Raw genomic sequence first — 19,745 nt, forward strand, 5'->3', positions numbered from 1 at the left:
CAGACCCTAAAACCCGAACAGGTCGAAGCTGATTTCGGTGCGGATGCCCAATACCAGTGCGTCGGCGACCGTTGGATCGGCGGACGGGTTCACCACATAATGGATGTTGGGCTGGACCGCGAGCCAAGGGAGAAGCTGGGTGCGGTAGGTTGCCTCGAACGCAACTTCGGACGCGCCTGCTCCGGTGAGCGTGCGATAGGGTTCGGCGGTAAAGGCGGCGGCGACCGCGATGCCGAACTCATCCTCGCCTCGGCCCGGAATCCAGCCAGTGAACTTCAGTCCGGTGCTAGCGAAGAAATCGAACATGTTGAACCGCCCGCTCGCGGTGCCGAGGCGCATGAAGCCATCGATCTTGCCGTCTGGCTGATGCGCGATCGGCAGCTCGGCGCGGATATAGGTGCCGGCATTGCCGGTGTCGGTCCCGGCCCCATCGGTGCGGTCGAAACGCGCGGTGTAGCGCCAGTGACCGGCGATGACGCGGCCCTTGCCCAGCGGTGCCTCGACCTCGCCCACCAGCAATGCGCCGTCGCCATTGCCCAAGCGGATGACGGTGCGGCCGGGGCTGTTGGGATCGTTCGGCACGCCGTCGAGGATCGCGGCGCGGACCGCCCAGCCCTCCGCCGGGGTCACTTGCAGCCGGGCGGCGAGCGATGTGGAGGGGAAGATCGACGGGCCGTTCTGGCCGCTCTGCGCGAATTCGCTGCCGATGCCGTGCGCGCTGCCGACGAACAGACCGGAGGCATCGAGTGCGTCGAGTTCGGAATTGAGGTCGTAGAGGCCGACACGCAGCGAAACTTTGTCGCCGAACTTCTGGTCGATCCATGCTTCATAGAGGCGGGCGGCGCGGACGCCGGTTTCGATGTTGCTGACGCCCTGCGCATCGCCGATCAGGTCGCCGATCGAGTTACCGTTGTTATACAGGCCGTAAACATGGACCTGCGCCCCGGTCCAGCCGACCAGCGGTTCCATATCCGCCTCGAACACGATGTCGAGATTGTCGAGATAGCGGGCGCCGCGGCGCAGGCCACCGGACGCGTTTCCGATCAGTTCGCTGGTGTAAGTCAGCTGAAGCAGGAGCGGGCCGTGGTCCTCGTCGATCTCGCCCGGCGCGTGCGTCTGGCTGTGGGGCTTGTCCTGGGGCGTGGCGGGATCGACGGCTCCTTCGAGCACAGTTGTGCCGGACAAGGCGAGGGCGAGGGCGGGCAGCAGCATCAGAAATTCACCATGAAATTGAGGCGGACGCGGTTGAGCCAGTCGGTCGCGCCACCGGCATAAACCGGGTCGAGCGGGCGATAGTGATAAAGGGCCAGATCGAGCTGAAGGTCCCGGGCCGGTATGTAAGCGACGCCGAGGCCATGGAGGCGGTAGTTGGTGCTGAGGTCGATATTGTCGTGGCTGAACGCGGCGAACACGGCGTCCACCTCAACGTCGGAATAATTATAGGCGACGCGCCAGTCGCCGGGTTGGGCAGTGCGGCCCGCCGCGAGTTCGACGTTGAAGCCGGTGTCGGCGGGGACGGTCGCGCCGAGGTTGCGGACATAGTCGGCGGTCAGGGTGACCGGCCAGTGCGCGGACGGGCCGGACCAGCCGAGCGTCGCCAGCCCCTCGACCAGATGGAAGTCGGAAAGATAGCGGCCCGCCGCGATGCGGTTGCCGCGGAAATCGCCAGCGTCGGCACCCGCGACCGAGCCGAGGCGGTAATGGTAATAGCTGCCCGCGAGGGTGAATTTCAGGTCGGAGCCAAGTGGTGCGGCGGCGGCGATCTGGCCGCCGAGCATGTCGCTGTCACGCGCGGTGGGGGCTTCGTCGATCACGAGATAGAGCGCGCGGGCGTCGAGTTTAACGGCCCCGGCGGGCGCGGTGACGGTTAGTGCCGCCCCCTGCGGCGAGACGTCGCCGTCCCACACCATGTCGGTGCGCTGAAACGGCAGCGGAAACTTGCCCGCCCAGGCGGTGAGGCTGCCGGTGGTGTAGCGCAGCCACGCCTGATCGAGCGACACGTTAAGGTCGTCGACGAAATTGCCGAGCGTGACGTCGGTGGAGTTGGGATCGTCCGGGTCACCGGTTGCGATCTGGGTGCCGATGGTGAGGTTGCCGGTGACGGCGTAGCTGGCGCGGAGACGTGCGCGCAGGACCGAGCGCGAGCGATCGCGCGCGCCGCCGAAATTCCATTCCTGTCGCACGCGCAAATCGCCACTGACGTCCAGGCCCGGGACGCGGGCGGCGGGAGCCGGGACGCTGGCGACGGCGACCGCGCGAGGCGGCGTGGGAGAGGTCGTGGCGGGCGCGCTGACCTGTTTGAGCAACGCGGCCTGTTCGGTCACCATCACCTCAAGCTGGGCGATGCGTTGTTGCTGCGCGGCGAGCTGGCGTTCTAGCGCTTCGAGGCGGGTGTCGTCGGCATGGGCGGCGACCGGGAAAGTGAACGCGGTCACGGCGAGGAACAGGAAGCGCAAACGCATGTCCCTTACCCGGCCCGGCGCGGCTTGCGGCGCTTGAGCCAAAGCAAGGTGCCCGCGACGATCATCGTGACGAGCCACAGCCCGATGGCGATCGATAGCAGGCGACCGATCAATCCGCCCGCTTCGCCGGTGTGGATCGGGAAGAGCGAACTCATGAACGCGCGGGCGGCGGGTGCGTCGGCGATCGGAAAGATGCCGCGAACCTGGCCAGTGTTGGCATCGACCAGCACGCGGCTATCGCCATAGGCGCGGCGGATCTCGCCGGGCGCGCGGACGCGGATGGCGTAGGTTGCGTCGTCGGCCTTTGGCCATGCGACCGAGGTGAGCGTGCTGCCGGGAATGACAGCGGTGGCGGCTGTGGCTGCTGTGGCGAAGCCAACGGGAGCGCCGACCGGCGGGTTGGCAGGCATTGCAACGGGTTCTGCGCCGAGCAGGTTCGCGGTGCCGCCTTCGAACTTCAACAGGGTGCCGGTGCCGACGATGACGAGCGCGGGGATGACCGCCCACAGGCCCATGGCGCGATGCCAGCTATAAAGCCGCGCGGCGGCGGGGCCGCGTGTCGCCGGCTTGAGCGCGAGTTTCCACGTCCCGCGTTTCGGCCAGGCGGCGATCAGGCCGAGCAGAAGGTTGGAGAAGAGCAGGATGCCGCTGATCGACACGATCCAGCTGCCCCATGATCCCAGCAGGTCGTGATGGAAGCCGACGAGGAAGCCCATCAGCGTTTCCTCGTCCGGGCGCGGCGTGTGGAGGATGGTGCCGTCGCCCGCGATGCGGACGGAGCCCGAATTGCCCCCGGCATCTTCGAAATAAAGATTGTAGCGGTCGGGTGCGCCTGCCGTGTTCCATACCGTGTTCATTTTTGCGCCGCTGTCCGAGGGAACGAGGGCGTCGATGCGGCGCTCGATCGCGGCAAAATCGGTCGGGCGATGGACCGACGAGATCGTCGCGTCGGTGAATTCCCAATGGAACACGATGAGGATTCCGGTCAGCGCTTGAAGCAGCCAGAAGATCGCCGCACCCAGGCTGAGCCAGCGATGGACTTGCAACAGGCGACGCCGCAGCGTCGGCCGCGAGGGGGCGGTGGGTGCGCTCATGATCCGGGTGTGTACCGTGCGACAGGACCGCAAAACATCCACTTTTGCGATTGGATTGGGGGCCAAGGCCTATTGCGCGCGTGTCGCAATTTCAGACGGAATCGTGAAGCTGCGACGCAATTGCGAGAAGCGTTACAGGGTGTGTCTGGCCCCGTTGGTAACGGCGCACGTTCACACGTCAGGTCCAAACAAAACGGCCCGGCTGTTTCCAGCCGGGCCGCAAGGGCGCCTGTGAAGTGGGTCTAGAAGTCGGCGGTGAGCGACAGCTTCAGCGTGCGTGGCGCGCCTTGAAGCAGCGAGGCGTCGAAGGTCGGGAAGCTGGTGAATGCCGATGCCCAGTAGCGCTTGTTGAACACGTTATCGACGTTCAAGCGGAAGGTGATCGGGCTGTCACCGACGATCGCGACGAACCGCGCGCCGAGGTCGAAGCGGGTCCAGCTATCGAGTTCCAGCGTGTTGGTCTGGTTCACCATTTGCGGACCGGTGTGGATCACGCGCCCGGTGAGCGTCACCGGGACCACGCCCAGATCCACTTCGACATTGGCGTTGGCAGTGTAATCAGGCACGCCAGGTACCTTGTTACCCTGATTCACGCCACCCGCGGTGCGCTGAAGCGTCGCGTCGTTAATGGCAGCACCCGCAATGATGCGGAAGCCTTTGACGATTTCGCCGTCGATGCTGAACTCTGCACCCTTGTTCCGCTGCAGCCCGTCGATCACATATTCGCGCAGCGGGCCGGTCGTCGGGGCCGGTGCGATATTGCGGCTGAAGCCGTTCGGGCGATCCGACTGGAAGAAGGCGAGCGAGGCATTGATGCCGCCGATCTCGATCTTGCCGCCAAGTTCATACTGAACGGTCTTGAACGGTGCGAACACTTCATTGGCGTTGATCAGCGTCGCGTCGTTCGGTGCGACCTCACCCTGAACCAGACCCTCGATGCGATTTGCGTAGAGCGAGACCATCTCGCTCGGCTTAACCACGACGCCGACCACCGGGGTTGTCGCGCTTTCCTTGTAGTAGGTCTGGCGGTCTCCTGGCTGAAGCGTGCGCACCGGCGTCACGGTGACGTTATAGGCATAGCGTGTCACCTCGATCGCCTGGTGGCGCGCGCCGACCGTGACGAGCAGCTTGTCGTCGAACAGGCCGAGCGTATCGGACACGAATACGCTGCCCAAATTGGTCTCGGCAATTGGGAACGGATCGTTGATGTTACCGCCGCGCACTGTGGTTTCAGCCGGACGCGCGACCGCGACGGGATTGTAGATATTGGTCACATAGGTGCCATAGCGCTGATAAGCGTTGCGGTTGACCTGCCAGATAAACGACGTGCCGACATTGAGTTCGTGGCTGATGCCCCAGGCGCTTGCTGAATAGCGAAACCCGGCCAGCAAGGCTTCGTTATTGTCGGTGCGAGGTGTGTATTGCGCGTTCCCGCTGACCGCGCGGCCCGTGGGAACATCGGCCGCGGCGACGGTGACGGCGTTCAGTGCGACGCTTTCTTCCCAACCATCGCGTGCGCCGAACGAACCGTAAAGCGTGGCATTCTCCGCGACGTCATATTCGATGCTCAGTTGCCCGAAAATGTCGCGCTGGTTGGCATATTGCCATTGCTGCGAATAGTTGACGTCGCTGCGTGGCACGGTCGGAATCACGGTGGTGATCGCGACCTTATGCCGCAGCCCGCGCACATCGAGGCGCTGATAGGCGAGGTCGAGGCCGATGCGCAGATTGTCGGTGGTGTAGTCGAAGCCCGCGCCGAGCACGGTCGCCTTGCGATTTTCATCGTCGATGGCGACGTCGCCGCCGCGCAGCGCGCCGTTGATACGAACGCCGAACTCACCATTGCCGAAACGGCGCGCGACATCGAACGATCCGCCGAAATGCGATGTCCCGGCATAGTTGGCAGTCAGGCGGTTGAGTGATTTCGACCCGGCGCGCTTGGCGATCAGGTTGATGCCGCCGCCGAGACCCGACCCGCCGGGCGCCGCGCCGTTGAGGAACGCGCTGGCACCGTTCAGCACCTGAACCTGCTCGTAAAGTTCCGGCGCGACCAGCTGGCGCGGGGTCAGGCCGTACATGCCGTTGAACGAGATATCGTCAGAGGTGAGTGCAAAGCCGCGCATGACGAACAGTTCGGCAGCGACGCCAAAGCCGTTGGTCGTCCGGATCGACGGATCGTTTTCGAGCACCTGACCCAAAGTCTGCGGCTGCTGGTTGAGGATCAGCGCGGCGTTGTAGCTCTTGATCGCGAAGGGGGTGTCCATCGCGTCCTTTTCACCCAGCGCACCCAGCGATCCCTTGCGCGTGACCTGGCTCTGGTTGTCGCGCTGGGCGGTGATGAGAATGTCTTCGCTTTCCTCAGCCGCATCCTGCGCGAATGCGGGCGTGGTGACGAGAAGCGCGGTGGCGATGGCGGACAGGCCAGTCCCACGAAGCGCGGTGCGGTAAGCTACCATGATAAAAATCCCCCGAAATTGGTCATGAAGACCCCTCCCGATCCGGCCCGGTTTTAGTCCAAGGTCCGGCATCGCAACTGTAACATGATTGCCAAAATTGGGCCGCAAAACATCCAGTTTGCATAGATGCAAGGGACCAATCGGGTAACAATCGAACAATCTTGGGTAAGCCGTTCAACCGAAACGCTGAACGCCACCCACGACCGTCCTTAGCACCTTCGCCTTAATCAGCAAATGCGTATCAATCGCAAAAAGGTCTGAATCCAGAACCACGAAGTCAGCTAGGAGGCCGGGCGCGATCAGGCCGAGCTTCTTGTCGTTGAACCCGGCATAGGCGCCTTCGCGGGTATAGCAGCGCATTGCCTGCGCCAGCGTCACGCGCTGTTCTGGGTGCCAGCCTTCCGGGTGTTTGCCGTCCAGCGTCTCGCGGTTGACGGCGGCGTCGAGGCCGGTGAGCGGGTCGATCGGGGCGACCGGCCAGTCGGATCCCATGCAGACATGACCGCCCGCACGGACGAGCGAGCCGAAGGCGAAGCTGGTCTTGAGCCGATCATCTCCGACGCGGCGCACCGCCCAGCGGCCGTCGTCGATGGCGTGATAGGGCTGGACAGAGGCGATGATGTCCTGCTGTGCGAAGCGCGGCACGGCGTGTGGCTTCATGTGCTGGACATGCTCGACGCGGAAGCGGCGGTCGCGCTTGCCGTTTTCCTTGGCGACGGCGGCCATCGTGTCGAGGACGATGTCGTTGGCCTCGTCGCCGATGGCGTGGGCGGTGACCTGAATGCCGGCCCTGTCCGCGCCGCTAATCCAGCGTTTGAGATCAGCGGGGTCGGTGACGATGATGCCGCGGGTGCCGGGTTCGTCGAGATAGGGTTCGTACAGGCGCGCGGTGCGCGAGCCGAGCGAGCCGTCGAACACCACTTTGCACCCGCCCCACTGGACCCAGTCGTCGCCGCGCCCTTCGCGCGCGATCAGCGCGGCCTGCGCTTCCCAGTCCTTGAGCGGAAGATAGTGGCGAAAACGGATGCCGGTCTCACCCTTGGCCCGCAGGCGGCGCGTGGAATCGAAGCTGATCGTCTCCAGCTCGGTCGGATGGACTTGTGTCACGCCCTTGCTCAGCGCGAGTTGAATGCCACGGGCGACGGCGGCGTCGATCTGTTCGGGCGTCTTGTCACCGATCGCGCGGAGGACGATGTCCTTGGCGGCGTCCTTGACGATGCCGGTGGGCTCGCCGTTCTCGTCCTTTTCGATCACGCCGCCGGGCGGTGACACGGTGTTACGGTCGATCCCCGCCAGCTTCAGCGCCAGCGAGTTGAGGAACAGCATGTGCAAGTCGTAACGGATCACCGCGACCGGCGTGTCGGGCGTCACCGCGTCGATCCATTTGCGGTGCGGCATCTCACCGCCCCAGCGGTCCTGATCCCAGTTACCGCCCTCCAGCCACTGGCCCTTGGGCAAGGCCTTGGCGGCGGCGGCGATCTTCTCGACGAATTGCTTTGGATTGGCGGCATCACGCAGCGACGCCTGTGACAGCATCGTCGACGCTTTCTCGAAATGGACGTGCGGATCGATGAAGCCGGGGGTGACGAACGCGCCCTGGAGGTCGATCACGCGGGTGCGCTTGCCGGTCTTCGCACGGACTGCCGCCGCACCGATCGCGGCGATGCGGTCGCCCTTCACCCCGATCGCGTCGGTGCGCGTGTTCGGGCCGGCACCGGTCCACACTTTTGCATTGATATAGGCGATATCGAGTTCACCGTCGGTGCCGGCAAAGGCAGCGCGGCTGACGGCCGCCGCAGCGGTACCGGCGCCAAGGGCGAGGAGGCTGCGGCGGCCGAGCATCACTTACCTGCCTTCTTCGGCTCGAACGCCTTGCGCGGCGGGTTTTCAGCGCGCCATTTGTCGAGACGGGCAAGCCATTTCCCGGCCGAAAGCGGGCCATAAGTCTTTGAGTCGGTATGTTCGGCGATCAGTTCGCGGATGTTGACGAAATAGGCCGGGCCGCTGGGCATACCCAGTTCCTTGCGTTTGGCGGTCATCGCCGCTTCCTGTGCGGGCGTCGGCTTGTAGCCGGTCACGGGCTTGAAGATGATGACGTCGAAATCCGCGCCGTTTTCGTGAAAGAACAGCTGGATCGGCGGCTGGCCACCGGCGGCGGCAACCTGATCGGCCTGGTCGATGCGGCGGATGAATTCTTCCTGCTTGCCCGGGGCCAGCTTGAAGATTTCAAACCATGCCTCGGGCCAGGCGTCGCTTTCGGCGGCGGGCGCGGGGGCGGGTGTCTGTTGCGCGATGGCGTTCAGCGGCGACAGCGTTGCGAGCAGCGCGAATGCGAAATACTTCATTTTTATTTCCTCCCAGTCAACGCAGCGTCTGCGCATGTCGTGGATCGGAAAACATCCAATTGAACCCGGGTAAACGGGTCCAGTTACCCGATCACCCCGCGGCCTCGCGCAACGCGGCGATGGCGGTGCGTGCTTCATGGCCGTTGAGACTGGCGAACCCGATGCGTAGGCCGCGCTGGGCCGTGTCGCGGGTCATGAACGAACGCGACGAAGCAAAGCGCAGCCCCATCGCGGCGGCGCGCGTCTCCATATGATCCAGATCGGTGTCGAAGCGCAGCCAGAAGGCAAGACCGCCATCGGGCATCTTATAGTCGGCGATATGGCCGAGCGTGCGGTCGACCTCTGCCGCGAAACTTTCGCGGCGCTTGGCATAGACCTGTCGCACTTTGCGCGCGTGGCGGCGCAGCTCGCCATTCTCGATCAGTTCGGCGGCGGCATCCTCGGTCAGGGTGTTGCCCATGCCGTCGGTCAGCGAGACCATATGCGCGATCGCATCAATCACCGGCGGCGGGGCGGCAACATAGCCGATGCGCAGCGCCGGGAGCAGCAGTTTCGACAGCGACCCGACATAGATGACATGGCCGGGGCCGTAACCGGCCATCGGCAGCAGCGGTTGCGACTCGAAGTGGAACTCATGGTCGTAATCGTCCTCGATGATCGCAAAGCCGAATTGGCGGGCAAGATCGAGCAGCCGCAGGCGGCGTTCGGGGCGCAGCGCGACGGTGGTGGGAAACTGGTGGTGCGGGGTCACGAACACCGCGCGGACGGCGTTGCGGCGACAGGCATGCTCGACCGCTTCGATGTCGATTCCGCCCTCATCGACACCCACCGGCAGGATTTTGGCACCACATGCGCGGAAGGCGGCGACGGCGGGCTCATAGGTCAGCTCCTCCACGATCACCGAGTCGCCGGGCTGCACGAGCACCTGCGTCGCGAGAAAGATGCCGTTCTGACTTCCGCGCGTGATGCAGATATTTTCGGCGCTGACGGGCAGGCCACGCTGGCTCTTCAGCATCGTGGCGATGCTTTCGCGCAGCGCCGGGGAGCCGCGTGGATCGCGATACTGAAAGCCATTGTCGCGTGACGCGCGATGCGTGGCGGCGCGATAGGCGCGCGCAAGCAGTTCGGCGGGGAACAGGCGGCCGTCGGGCGCGCCCTCATCCAGCTTCAGGCCGACGCCGGAGGGCAGGGCGAGCGCGCGTTCGGGCGGCGGGGCGAAGCGATAGTCGATCGCGGCATTGCTCATCGTCGCCTCGACCTCACCCTGGTTTTTCTTCACCGGATCGGGGAGCGACGTCGATACCATCGTGCCGCGGGTGCCGGCCGAGGCGAGCCAACCCTGTGCGATCAGATCCTCGTAAGCCAGCACCACGGTCTTGCGATTGACGCCCAGGATCGTTGCCAGCTCGCGGCTGCTGGGGAGGTAGGTGCCCGATGTCAGGCGGCCGCGTTCGATGTCGCGGATCAGCGCCTGAATGATCTGCATATAGATGGGAACATCGCGCGCGGGATCGATGCGATCGCCGAGACTAACCTGCCATGGACGCAGCATTGGACCGATCCCTACCCTCAATATCTGACCCGAAGGGGGCCAAGGCTAACGCGTAAATTGCGCATTGGCAACGCCGTGCTGGTCCCCCGGACTTTTCGGTTTTGGTGCTTGCCGCTGCCCCAAGGCTCGGGAACAAGAGCGCCATCAACATGTGGGCGTCGAGACATATGAACGGAGCTGTAGGGGGCGTCAGCGTGGCGTATGGACGAGATCGGGCGGAGGCACCGCTGTTCGAGCGGTTCGGTCACGCCGATGTGCGCGCGCTGATCGAAGACTATCCGCTGGCATGGGTGTGCGGCGGCGACACGAGCAAGCCGGGGGCGGGCGCGCTGGAGGCAAGCCTGTTGCCGCTGATCGGCGTGTTCGACGATGACGGACGGCTGGTGGAGTTGATCGGGCATCTGATGCGGTCCAATCCGCTCTATCATGCGCTGAGCGCCGAGGGCCGGACGACGATCCTTTTCAACGGGCCACAGGGCTATGTCAGCCCGGAACATGCCAACCGGCGCGACTGGGCGCCGACCTGGAATTACGCGCAGGTGAAGCTGGACGGCGAAATCGCGTTCGATGACACGCTGACCGAAATGTCGCTGCGCATGCTGATCGACGCGATGGAAGCAGGGCGTCCGCAACCATGGGACGTGGACGAGTTGGGCGACCGTTATCGTGCCATGCTGACCCGTATCATCGGGTTCCGCGTGGTGGTGACGGGTCTGTCGGGCAAGTTCAAGCTGGGGCAGGATGAGGACGCCGTGACATTGCACGCGATCCTTGACGCGCTGCCCGACGATGCGATGGCAGAGTGGATGCGGCGGTTTAACGCCGGACGATAACAGGGGTTGGGGTTATGACAGGACTTCGGTTCGGATCGACGGTTGCGGCGCTGGCGCTGCTGGCCGCGCCGCTTCCGGGTGATGCGCAGCAGATGCGCGCTGCGCCGCGGCAGGGCGACCCGTTCCCCAGCACATACCGCATGCCGCAGCCCGACGACATGCTGTTGCGCGGCGCGACGATCCTGGACGGCGTGGGCGGGCGGATCGACGGTGGCGACGTGCTGGTGCGCGGGGGCAAGATCGTTGCCGTCGGCAAGGCGCTGACCAATCCGGGCGTGCGTGAGGTGGATGCGAAGGGCCGCTGGATCACGCCGGGCGTGATTGATGTCCATACGCACAACGGCACGTTCGTCGTGCCGCTGACCGATATCGACCGCAGCGCGAGCGACGTGTCCGAGGTGAGCAGCCCCAACGGCGCGGATACCTGGATCGAAACGGCGGTCAATCCACAGGATATGGGCTTCGATCGCGGCCTGATGAACGGTGTCACTACGATGCAGATCCTGCCGGGATCGACTCCGATCTTTGCGGGCCGCTCGGTGGTGGTGAAGCCGGTACGCGGCGCGACCGTGTGGGACATGAAGGTCACCGGCGGCGCGCAGGGTTTCAAGATGGCGTGCGGCGAGAACCCCAAAAGCTGGGGTGCCGATGACGATAATGAAGGGCCGACCAGCCGACAGGGTGTGGTCGCCTATATGCGGCAAGCGTTTCTCGCCGCGCAGGCCTATGGCCGCGAGCACGCGGCGGGCAAGGTCGGGCGCGACCTGAAAAAGGAGGCGTTGCTCGGCATCCTGGCGGGCGACATTCGGGTGAATCTGCATTGCTATCGCGCGGGCGACATCGCGGCGGCGCTGTCGGTGGCGAAGGAATTCGGGTTTCGCATCGGCGCGATCCATCACGCGACCGACGCGTACAAGATCCCCGGCCTGCTCCGTGCATCCGGCACTTGTGCGGCTGTGTGGGCCGATTGGTGGGGGTTCAAGATGGAGGCGCAGGATTCGGTGCGCGCGGGCGCGCCCATGCTGGAACGCGCGGGCGCATGCGTAATGATGCACTCGGATTCGGCGGCGGACGGCCAGCGGCTCAATATCACGGCGGCCAAGGCGGCGGCGGCGGGGCGGCGCATCGGCATCGAGACCCCGCCCGAGGTGATGATAAAATGGACCACCAGCAATCCGGCGAAATTGCTGGGGCTGGAGAGCAGCGTCGGCCGGATCGCGGCGGGGTATAAGGCCGACGTCGTGCTGTGGTCGGGCGATCCGTTCAGCATCTATAGCAAGGCCGATCTGGTGCTGATCGACGGCGCTGTGGCGTGGGACCGGTCCAAACCGCCGCGCGAACCGGTGTCCGATTTCGAGCTCGGCCGTCCGGGAGTGAAGCCATGAAGATGCTGGCAAGCCTGATCGCGCTGGCGATCGCAGCACCGGTTTCGGCACAGACGCTGGCGGTGACCAATGCCGAGGCGTGGACGATGGAGGGCGATGCGCCGGTGCGCGGCGCGACGATCGTCATCACGGACGGCAAGATCGTATCGGTGACAGCGGGCGGCGCGGTGCCGGAGGGTGCAACGGTGATCGACGCGCGGGGCAAGCCGGTGACACCGGGCCTGATGAACGCGGCGACCCAGATCGGGCTGGTCGAGACCGCCTCCATCGACACGCGCGATCAGGGTTCCGCCGACGAGCGCAATCCCGGTTTTGATCCGGCGCGCGCGCTCAACGGCAATTCGACCTTGGTCGATCTGGCGCGGGCGGACGGCTTGACCCGCGCGCTGATCTATCCGGCACCGTCGCGCACGCCGGTGTTCGCTGGCGAGCCGGTGATCGCGCGCTTTCGTGACGGGGTCGACATATTGGGTGAGCGCGAAGTTGCGGTCTATGCCGTGATTGGCGGCGGCGCGTGGGAACGGATCGGGTCGCGCGCGCAGCAATGGACCGTGCTGCGCAAGGCACTGAGCGATGCCAAACGGACAGCGGACGGGCGCGATGCCGGAGATGACAAGAAAATACGCCGCAAGGGACCGCCACCGGGCAAAGGTCGGCGTGCGGGCGAGGAGCTGATCCGCGGCGTCATCGCGGGCGAGACGCCGCTGGCGATCCAGACCAACCGCGAGTCCGATATTCGTGAGGCGATCAAGCTGGCCAGCGATTTCGGCATCCGCGTGGTGATCGTGGAGGGCGCACAGGCGTGGCGCGTCGCCGAGCGCCTCGCGGCGGCGAAGATTCCCGTTGTGCTCGACCCCTCGGTCAATCTGCCCGGCGGCTTCGACGAACTTGGGGCGCGGCAGGACAATGCCGCGATCCTGACGCGCGCCGGCGTGAAAATCGCCTTCGGTCTCGCCGGGGGCAAGATCCACAGCAATTACAATGCGGGGATGGCGCTGCGTGAAGGCGCGGGGATCGCGGTGGCCAACGGGCTACCCTATGCCGATGCGTTGCGGGCGGTGACGGTCAATCCGCATGCGATCTGGCGCAAGGAAGGCGGCGGCACGCTGACCGCCGGGGGCGAGGCCGATCTGGTGGTGTGGGACGGCGATCCGCTGGAGCCGTCGACCAACGCAACCGCAGTGATCGTCGAGGGGCGGCAAACGTCGATCCGCTCGCGGCAGGATATGCTGGCCGCGCGCTATAAGGATGCGCGCTGATGAACGTGCTGTTGGTCGGCTGCGGACGGATGGGCGGCGCGATGGCGCGCGGCTGGAACGGCGCGCACCGCGTGCTGGTGTTCGATCCAATGGCCGCAACGTTGCCGGATGGGGCGGAGCGGGTGCAGTCGCTGTATGCGGTCGATGTGGACGGTGAACTGGCGGTCGTACTGGCGGTGAAACCGCAGGTGTTCCCCGGAATCGGAGAATCGCTGCGGCCCCTAGCGCGGGCAGATGCGCTGTTCGTTTCGATCATGGCGGGGATCACACTGACCGGGCTGGGGGATGCGTTGGGCAGCGGGCGCGTCGTGCGGACGATGCCGAACACGCCCGCCGCAATTGGGCAGGGGATTACGGCGGCGGTTGCAGGACGCGATGTGCGCCTGAGCGATTTTGCGACGGTCAACGGATTGCTGGAGCCGACGGGCCAAGTCGTATGGCTGGACGATGAGCGTCAGATCGACGCGGTGACGGCGGTGTCCGGCAGCGGTCCGGCCTATTTCTTTCGTTTTACCGAGGCGCTGGCGAAGGCCGGGGCCGAAGAGGGGTTGCCGCCCCAACTGGCGATGCAGCTGGCGCGGGCGACCTTTACCGGCGCGGCGGCGCTGGCGGGGGCGGATGTCGCCGAGCTGGCGGAATTGCGGCGGCAGGTGACGAGTCCGGGCGGGACCACCGCCGCGGGTCTTGCGCAGATGGACGCGGACGATGCGATCGACCGGCTTGCCCGCGCGATCGTCGATGCGGCAGCGGCGCGGTCGCGTGAATTGGCCGGATAATCAGATGACGCCGGGACAACAGATTCCGGCGCACGGGAGAGAGCAATGACCGGGATTCCTGGAATGATCGGCGTGCCCGCCGATGGTGATGCGCCGCTGGATACGCGGCCGATGACGCCGGTGCCGCTGAACCGCAAGACGCGGGCGAAGGCGGCGATTGCCGGGTCGGCCGGCAATTTGATCGAATGGTATGATTTCTACGCCTATGCCTACACCGCGCTGTATTTCGCGTCGGCCTTCTTTCCGGCGGGCGATCGCACGGCGCAGCTGCTGAACGTCGCCGCGATCTATGCCGCCGGGTTCCTGATCCGGCCGCTGGGAGGCTGGTTTTTCGGGCGCTATGCCGACCGCAAGGGGCGGCGCGCGGCGATGATCGCGTCGGTGTTGCTGATGGGTGCGGGGTCGCTGCTGGTGGGCGTGTTGCCGACCTATGCGACGATCGGGGCATGGGCACCCGCGTTGCTGTTGATCGCACGATTGATGCAGGGATTTTCGACCGGCGGCCAATATGGCGCGGCGGCGACGTATCTGAGCGAGATTGCCGAGCCGGGGAAGCGCGGCTTCTATGCCTCGTTTCAGTTCGTCACGCTGATCGGCGGACAGCTGTTCGCACTGCTGACGATATTCCTGTTGCAACAGGCGATGAGCGACGGCGAAATCCGTGAGTGGGGCTGGCGCATCCCGTTCATTCTGGGCGCGGTGCTGGCGGGCGTGTTCCTGCTGTTCCGCGATGCGATGCACGAGACGGCGGAACCGGCGGGCAAGAGCGAGGATGCCGGGTCGCTGAAGGCGCTGTTCAGGCATCCGCGCGCGATGTTCGTGGTGATGGCACTGAGCGCGGCGGGCGCGGTGTCGCTCTATACCTTCACCACCTACATGCAGAAATATCTGGTCAACACGGCACAGATGGACCCGGGCGCGGCGACGCGGACGATGCTGGTCGTCACGCTGGGCTTTCTGCTGCTCCAGCCGATATTGGGGCGGCTGTCCGACAAGATCGGGCGGCGGACGAACCTGATGATCTTCAGCGGGGGCATGACGCTGTTCGCGGTGCCGCTGTTCGGGGCGATCGGACAGGCGCAAACGATGTGGAGCGCGGGCGTCCTGGTGTTCGCGGCGCTGGCGATCATGAGTTTCTACACATCGGTTTCCGGGCTGTTCAAAGCGGAACTGTTTCCGGCGAGCGTGCGCGCGCTGGGCGTGGGACTGGGCCATGCGATCGCGTCGGCGATCTTTGGCGGGACGGCGGAATATATCGCGCTGCTGCTCAAGCAGATGGGCCATGAAGGGGCGTTCGCCTGGTATGTTTCGGCCATCTGTGCGGTGGCGTTCGTCGTTGCATGGCGCATGCGCGAGCCGCGTGCGCATGGGCATTTGCATTGAGTGGAGTGGGTTGCATGAAGCGTGGTGTGGGAGTCGCTCTGGGTCTTGTTTCGACGCTGGCGCTAGCCGTGCCCGCGCTGGCGAAGGACGATCTGCCGCTGAAGGAGCGGCGCACGCTGAGCTATGAGGTGTCGAGCGGCAGCTTCATGTCGCTGGCGGTGTCGCCGGACGGCAAGACGATCCTGTTCGACATGCTGGGCGAGCTCTACGCGATGCCGGCGAAGGGTGGCCGCGCCAAGCCGATCGCACAGGGCATCGCGTTCGAGGTGCAGCCGACCTTCTCCCCCGATGGCAAATGGATTGCCTATGTCAGCGACCGGTCGGGCGGCGACAATGTATGGATTGCGCGCGCGGACGGTAGCGAAGCGCGGCGGATCACGTCCGAGGACGAAGGCGCGGTGCGCACCTCGCCCGAATGGAGCGCGGACGGAAAACATATCTATGTCAGCCGGGTGCGCATCCGGCTGGACCGGTATGAATTGTGGAAGCATCCGGTGGATGGCGGGCCGGGCGAGCTGGTCGTGCCGATACGGAAGGATGCGAAAGTGCCGCGCGGAAGCTGGGAGAGCACGCTCGGCGTCTCACCCTCACGCGATGGCAAATATCTCTATTACGCGCGCCGCGTGGGCGACCTGTCATTCGACGAGCCGGTGGCGTGGACGATCCTGCGGCGCGATCTGACGACGGGCGAGGAACAGCCGGTCATCACCAGTTCCGGTTCACGCGAGGCGGTAAACGAGACGTTCTTCCGCCCGGCGATCTCGCCCGACGGCAGGCTGCTGGCCTATGCCACCCGGCGGCTGGCAGAGACGCGGTTGCGGGTGCGCGACCTGACCACCGGGGTCGACCGCGATCTGGGTGCGGCACCGCTCGACCTGATGAACGGGGCCGCTTGGATGGACCTGATCCCGCGTTACACCTTTACGCCCGATGGAAACGCGATCCTGATCGCGCTGAATGGCAAGATCGAGCGACGTCCGCTGGACGGGTCGGCGACGACGCGCATTCCATTCACCGCAAAGCTGGATCTGGAGGTCGGCGCATCGAACCGCATCGCAGTGCGCGAGCCGACCGGACCGGTGCGCGCGAAACTGCCGATGGGGATCAGCGCGTCGCCGGACGGGACGCGGGTGGCCTATGCCGCGCTGGGCAGCATTTATGTGCAGCCGGTGGCGGGCGGGGCGTCGTTGCGACTGCCGGTCAGTGGCGATCCCGCGTCGCAGCCGAGCTGGAGCCCCGACGGCACGCGCATCGCCTATGTCAGCTGGAGCGAGCGAGAGGGTGGGGCGCTGTGGAGCGTTGCGGCGGACGGCCAGAGCGCGCCGGTCAAGCTGAGCACGATGTCGGCCTTTTATACCTGGCCGGTGTTCACGCCCGACGGGCGGACGGTATTGACGGTGCGCTCGGCAGCGGCAGCGCGGCAGTTGAGCGGCTATATCGTCTCACCGCTCCGCCCGGCTGAACTGATGGCGATGCCGGTGGTGGGCGGGTCCGCACGCGTGGTGGCGAAGGGCAACCTGGGGCGGCGTCCGCATTTCACCACCGCATCACCGGGCGAAGTCCATCTGCTGAGTGACGAGGGGCTGGTCGCAATCAACCTCACCACCGGCGCTAGCCGCCCGGTGGCGAAGGTCCAGACGCAGAATTACTATTTCACCGAAGCGCCCGCCGTGATGGACGACATCCGCATCAGCCCCGACGGCAAATGGCTGGCGGCGCAGGCACGCGAACAGCTGTATCTGTTGCCGGTACCGGCCGATCCGAAGGTGTCGGTCGATCTGGCGGCGGCGGACAATCCGGGACGGCAGGTCACCGATATCGGCGCGAATTACTATGACTGGCGTGCCGATGGCAGCCTGATCTGGTCGGTCGGAAATTTCCTGCAAGTCCTGCCCGATGCCGCTGCACCCGTACCGACAACGCATGTCGAACTGATCGCCGAACTGCCGCGAGCGCGGCCGACGGGCAGTATCCTGCTGCGCGGCGCGCGGGCGCTGACGATGACGCGCGGTGACAAGGTCATCGCCGACGCCGACATCCTGGTGACCGAGGACCGCATTGCCGCGATCGGGCCGCGTGGCAGCTTTGCGGTTCCAGCGGGAACGCCGGAGCGCGAGCTGGGCGGCAAGACCGTCGCGCCCGGCTTCATCGACGACCACGATCATATCGGTTCGATCCGGCGTTATGTCGTGGGCTATGAGGATACCAGCATGCGCGCGCGGCTGGCCTATGGCGTAACCACGTCATTCGACCCCTCGACGCTGACGATCGACCAGATCGCCTATCAGGACATGATCGACGCCGGGCTGATGATCGCGCCGCGATTGCGATCGACCGGGCCGGGCATTTTTGCGCGCGAACGCTTTACCTCGCGCGAACAGGTCCGCGCTGTACTGCGCCGTTACCGCGAGGCGTGGGAGCTGACCAACATCAAGCAGTATCGCGCGGAAAGTCGCACCGTGCGGCAATGGATTGCGATGGAGGCGCGCGAGCAGGGGCTGATTGCGACCACCGAAGGCAGCCACAACCCGAAACTGATCCTGACGCAGTTGCTGGACGGCTATGCGGGCAATGAGCACGCGCTGCCGATCGCGCCGTTGCAGGAAGACGTCATCAAGCTGTTCGCGCTGACCCGCACCAGCTATGTCGCAACGCTGTTGGTCAACACCAGCAGTCCGGCGGCGAAGCATTATTTCGTCGGTAAATATGATCCGGCGCTTGATCCCAAGGTGCGCCGCTTCTGGCCGCCCGCAACGATCGCGGCAAAGCTGGGCCAGCGTGAATGGTCTTCGCTCACGGCCTCACGCGCACCTGCACTGGCAAAGGACACCGCGCGGCTGGCCGAGGCTGGCGCACTGGTCGGCATGGGCGCGCATGGCGACGATCCCGGCATCGGCTATCATTACGAGATGGAGGCGCATGTGCTGGGGGGCATGACCCCGGCGGCGGTGCTGCATGCCGCGACGGCGGGTGCGGCGGAAGTCATCGGGCGGCTGGGCGACATGGGCACGCTGGAGGTTGGCAAATATGCCGATCTGGTGGTGTTCGACGCCGATCCGCTGGTCGATATCCGCAACACGTTGTCGGTCAAGCTGGTGATGCGCGGGGGGCAATTGTTCGACGCAGATACGCTGGATGAACTGTGGCCGACGCAGCGCAAGTTGCCCGCGCCGTGGTTCGCCCGGGGCGAGAAGGAAACGCAGTGGTTGCCGGTGGAGCCAAGCAAGTGATCGATCCCGAGATCCGGTATTTTCTGGACGAGATGAGCAAGCGCTGGGCGGTGCATCCACCATTGGGGTCACTGGATATTCCCGGCCAGCGCGCGGTGTGCGAGGCGGTGCGGTCGCGCTGGACCGAGGGTGGGCCGGAAATGGCGCGCACGCTGGAACGGGTGTTCGATCCGGGGGCGGGGCAATTGCGCGTGCGCGTCTATTTGCCGGAGGGGGTGAGCGAACCGGCGCCCGCTCTGGTCTATCTGCATGGCGGCGGGTTCACGCTGTTTTCGATCGACACGCATGACCGGCTGATGCGCGAATATGCGGCGGCGGGCGGGTTTGCGGTGGTCGGCGTCGATTATCCGCTGTCGCCCGAGCATAAATATCCGGTCGCGCTCGACCGGATCGAGGCGTTGATGCTGTGGTTGCGCGATTCCGGCGGCGAGCTGGGCGTCGACGGGTCACGGCTGGCGATGGGCGGGGATTCGGCCGGGGCCAATTTGTCGTTTGCGACGGCGCTGAAGTTGCGTGATCGGGGCGAGGATGGCCTGGTTCGCGCGATCCTGTCCAATTATGGCTATTTCTCGACCGAGAGCTCGGACGAAGCGGAGGCGACATATGGCGGGCCGACCTCAAACCTCGATCGGGCGGAGGCGCTGACTTATTTCGACAATTATCTGAGCGATGTGGCGCGTGAGTCCAGCGATCCGCTCGCGTGCCCGTTGCTGGCGGAGATGGCAGGAATGCCGCCGGTGATGCTGGTAATTCCCGAATGCGACCTGTTGACCGAACAGTCGCACGCAATGGCAGCGCGGTTGCGGGCGGCCGGGGTGGAGACCGAGGCGAAGGTCTACGCCGGGGCGACGCACAGCTTTCTGGAGGCAATGTCGGTGGCGGCGGTGGCGCGGGCGGCGATTGCCGACGGGGCGGGGTTTTTGCGCGAAAATTTATCCTGACTGTACCCCGTCGCCCCGGCCTTGAGCCG

14 protein-coding genes are annotated in these 19,745 nt (G+C 65.4%); 7 read left to right on the forward strand and 7 right to left on the reverse strand.

What is annotated here, in order from left to right:
* Positions 1 to 6: 6 nt before the first annotated feature.
* From U1702_RS01275 to pdxR, 7 genes are all read right to left on the reverse strand, one after another.
* On the reverse strand, positions 7 to 1,212 hold the full coding sequence (locus U1702_RS01275) for a carbohydrate porin (RefSeq protein WP_332721432.1): 1,206 nt from the start codon (positions 1,210 to 1,212) through the stop codon (positions 7 to 9).
* On the reverse strand, positions 1,212 to 2,462 hold the full coding sequence (locus tag U1702_RS01280) for a putative porin (protein WP_332721433.1): 1,251 nt from the start codon (positions 2,460 to 2,462) through the stop codon (positions 1,212 to 1,214). The genes U1702_RS01275 and U1702_RS01280 overlap by 1 nt, the downstream gene beginning before the upstream one ends.
* A 5-nt stretch (positions 2,463 to 2,467) precedes the next feature.
* Positions 2,468 to 3,556, reverse strand: a complete 1,089-nt coding sequence (locus U1702_RS01285) for a PepSY-associated TM helix domain-containing protein (RefSeq protein ID WP_332721434.1) — start codon at positions 3,554 to 3,556, stop codon at positions 2,468 to 2,470.
* Between the two features lie 242 nt (positions 3,557 to 3,798).
* Positions 3,799 to 6,012, reverse strand: coding sequence for a TonB-dependent receptor (locus tag U1702_RS01290; protein WP_332721435.1), 2,214 nt, complete (start codon positions 6,010 to 6,012; stop codon positions 3,799 to 3,801).
* A gap of 174 nt (positions 6,013 to 6,186) precedes the next feature.
* A complete protein-coding gene (locus U1702_RS01295) occupies positions 6,187 to 7,854 on the reverse strand; it encodes an amidohydrolase (protein ID WP_332724531.1) in 1,668 nt (555 codons plus the stop codon).
* Positions 7,854 to 8,357: a hypothetical protein gene (locus U1702_RS01300; protein ID WP_332721436.1), complete on the reverse strand. Its 504-nt coding sequence runs from the start codon at positions 8,355 to 8,357 to the stop codon at positions 7,854 to 7,856. Before U1702_RS01300 ends, U1702_RS01295 begins: the two co-directional genes overlap by 1 nt.
* A 91-nt stretch (positions 8,358 to 8,448) precedes the next feature.
* On the reverse strand, positions 8,449 to 9,909 hold the full coding sequence (gene pdxR, locus U1702_RS01305; RefSeq protein ID WP_332721437.1) for a MocR-like pyridoxine biosynthesis transcription factor PdxR: 1,461 nt from the start codon (positions 9,907 to 9,909) through the stop codon (positions 8,449 to 8,451).
* A 194-nt stretch (positions 9,910 to 10,103) separates the two neighbouring features.
* Between pdxR and U1702_RS01310 the strand changes: the two genes are divergently transcribed.
* The 7 genes from U1702_RS01310 to U1702_RS01340 are packed head-to-tail and all read left to right on the forward strand — an operon-like array spanning position 10,104 to position 19,716.
* Complete coding sequence (locus tag U1702_RS01310) at positions 10,104 to 10,742, forward strand: FMN-binding negative transcriptional regulator (RefSeq protein WP_332721438.1); 639 nt, start codon at positions 10,104 to 10,106, stop codon at positions 10,740 to 10,742.
* 14 nt (positions 10,743 to 10,756) lie between these two features.
* Positions 10,757 to 12,127, forward strand: coding sequence for an amidohydrolase family protein (locus U1702_RS01315; protein WP_332721439.1), 1,371 nt, complete (start codon positions 10,757 to 10,759; stop codon positions 12,125 to 12,127).
* The gene (locus U1702_RS01320; RefSeq protein WP_332721440.1) at positions 12,124 to 13,386 is read left to right on the forward strand and encodes an amidohydrolase family protein; all 1,263 of its coding nucleotides are present in this window, start codon (positions 12,124 to 12,126) and stop codon (positions 13,384 to 13,386) included. The genes U1702_RS01315 and U1702_RS01320 overlap by 4 nt, the downstream gene beginning before the upstream one ends.
* Positions 13,386 to 14,162 (forward strand): pyrroline-5-carboxylate reductase, encoded by a 777-nt coding sequence (gene proC, locus U1702_RS01325; RefSeq protein ID WP_332721441.1) that lies wholly within the window; start codon positions 13,386 to 13,388, stop codon positions 14,160 to 14,162. Before U1702_RS01320 ends, proC begins: the two co-directional genes overlap by 1 nt.
* A gap of 45 nt (positions 14,163 to 14,207) precedes the next feature.
* Positions 14,208 to 15,545, forward strand: a complete 1,338-nt coding sequence (locus U1702_RS01330) for an MFS transporter (RefSeq protein WP_332721442.1) — start codon at positions 14,208 to 14,210, stop codon at positions 15,543 to 15,545.
* Between the two features lie 14 nt (positions 15,546 to 15,559).
* On the forward strand, positions 15,560 to 18,775 hold the full coding sequence (locus tag U1702_RS01335) for an amidohydrolase family protein (RefSeq protein WP_332721443.1): 3,216 nt from the start codon (positions 15,560 to 15,562) through the stop codon (positions 18,773 to 18,775).
* On the forward strand, positions 18,772 to 19,716 hold the full coding sequence (locus U1702_RS01340) for an alpha/beta hydrolase (protein WP_332721444.1): 945 nt from the start codon (positions 18,772 to 18,774) through the stop codon (positions 19,714 to 19,716). The genes U1702_RS01335 and U1702_RS01340 overlap by 4 nt, the downstream gene beginning before the upstream one ends.
* Positions 19,717 to 19,745 lie beyond the last annotated feature (29 nt).

Origin of the sequence: Sphingomonas sp. LT1P40 (assembly GCF_036663835.1) — a bacterium.
Classification (GTDB): domain Bacteria; phylum Pseudomonadota; class Alphaproteobacteria; order Sphingomonadales; family Sphingomonadaceae; genus Sphingomonas.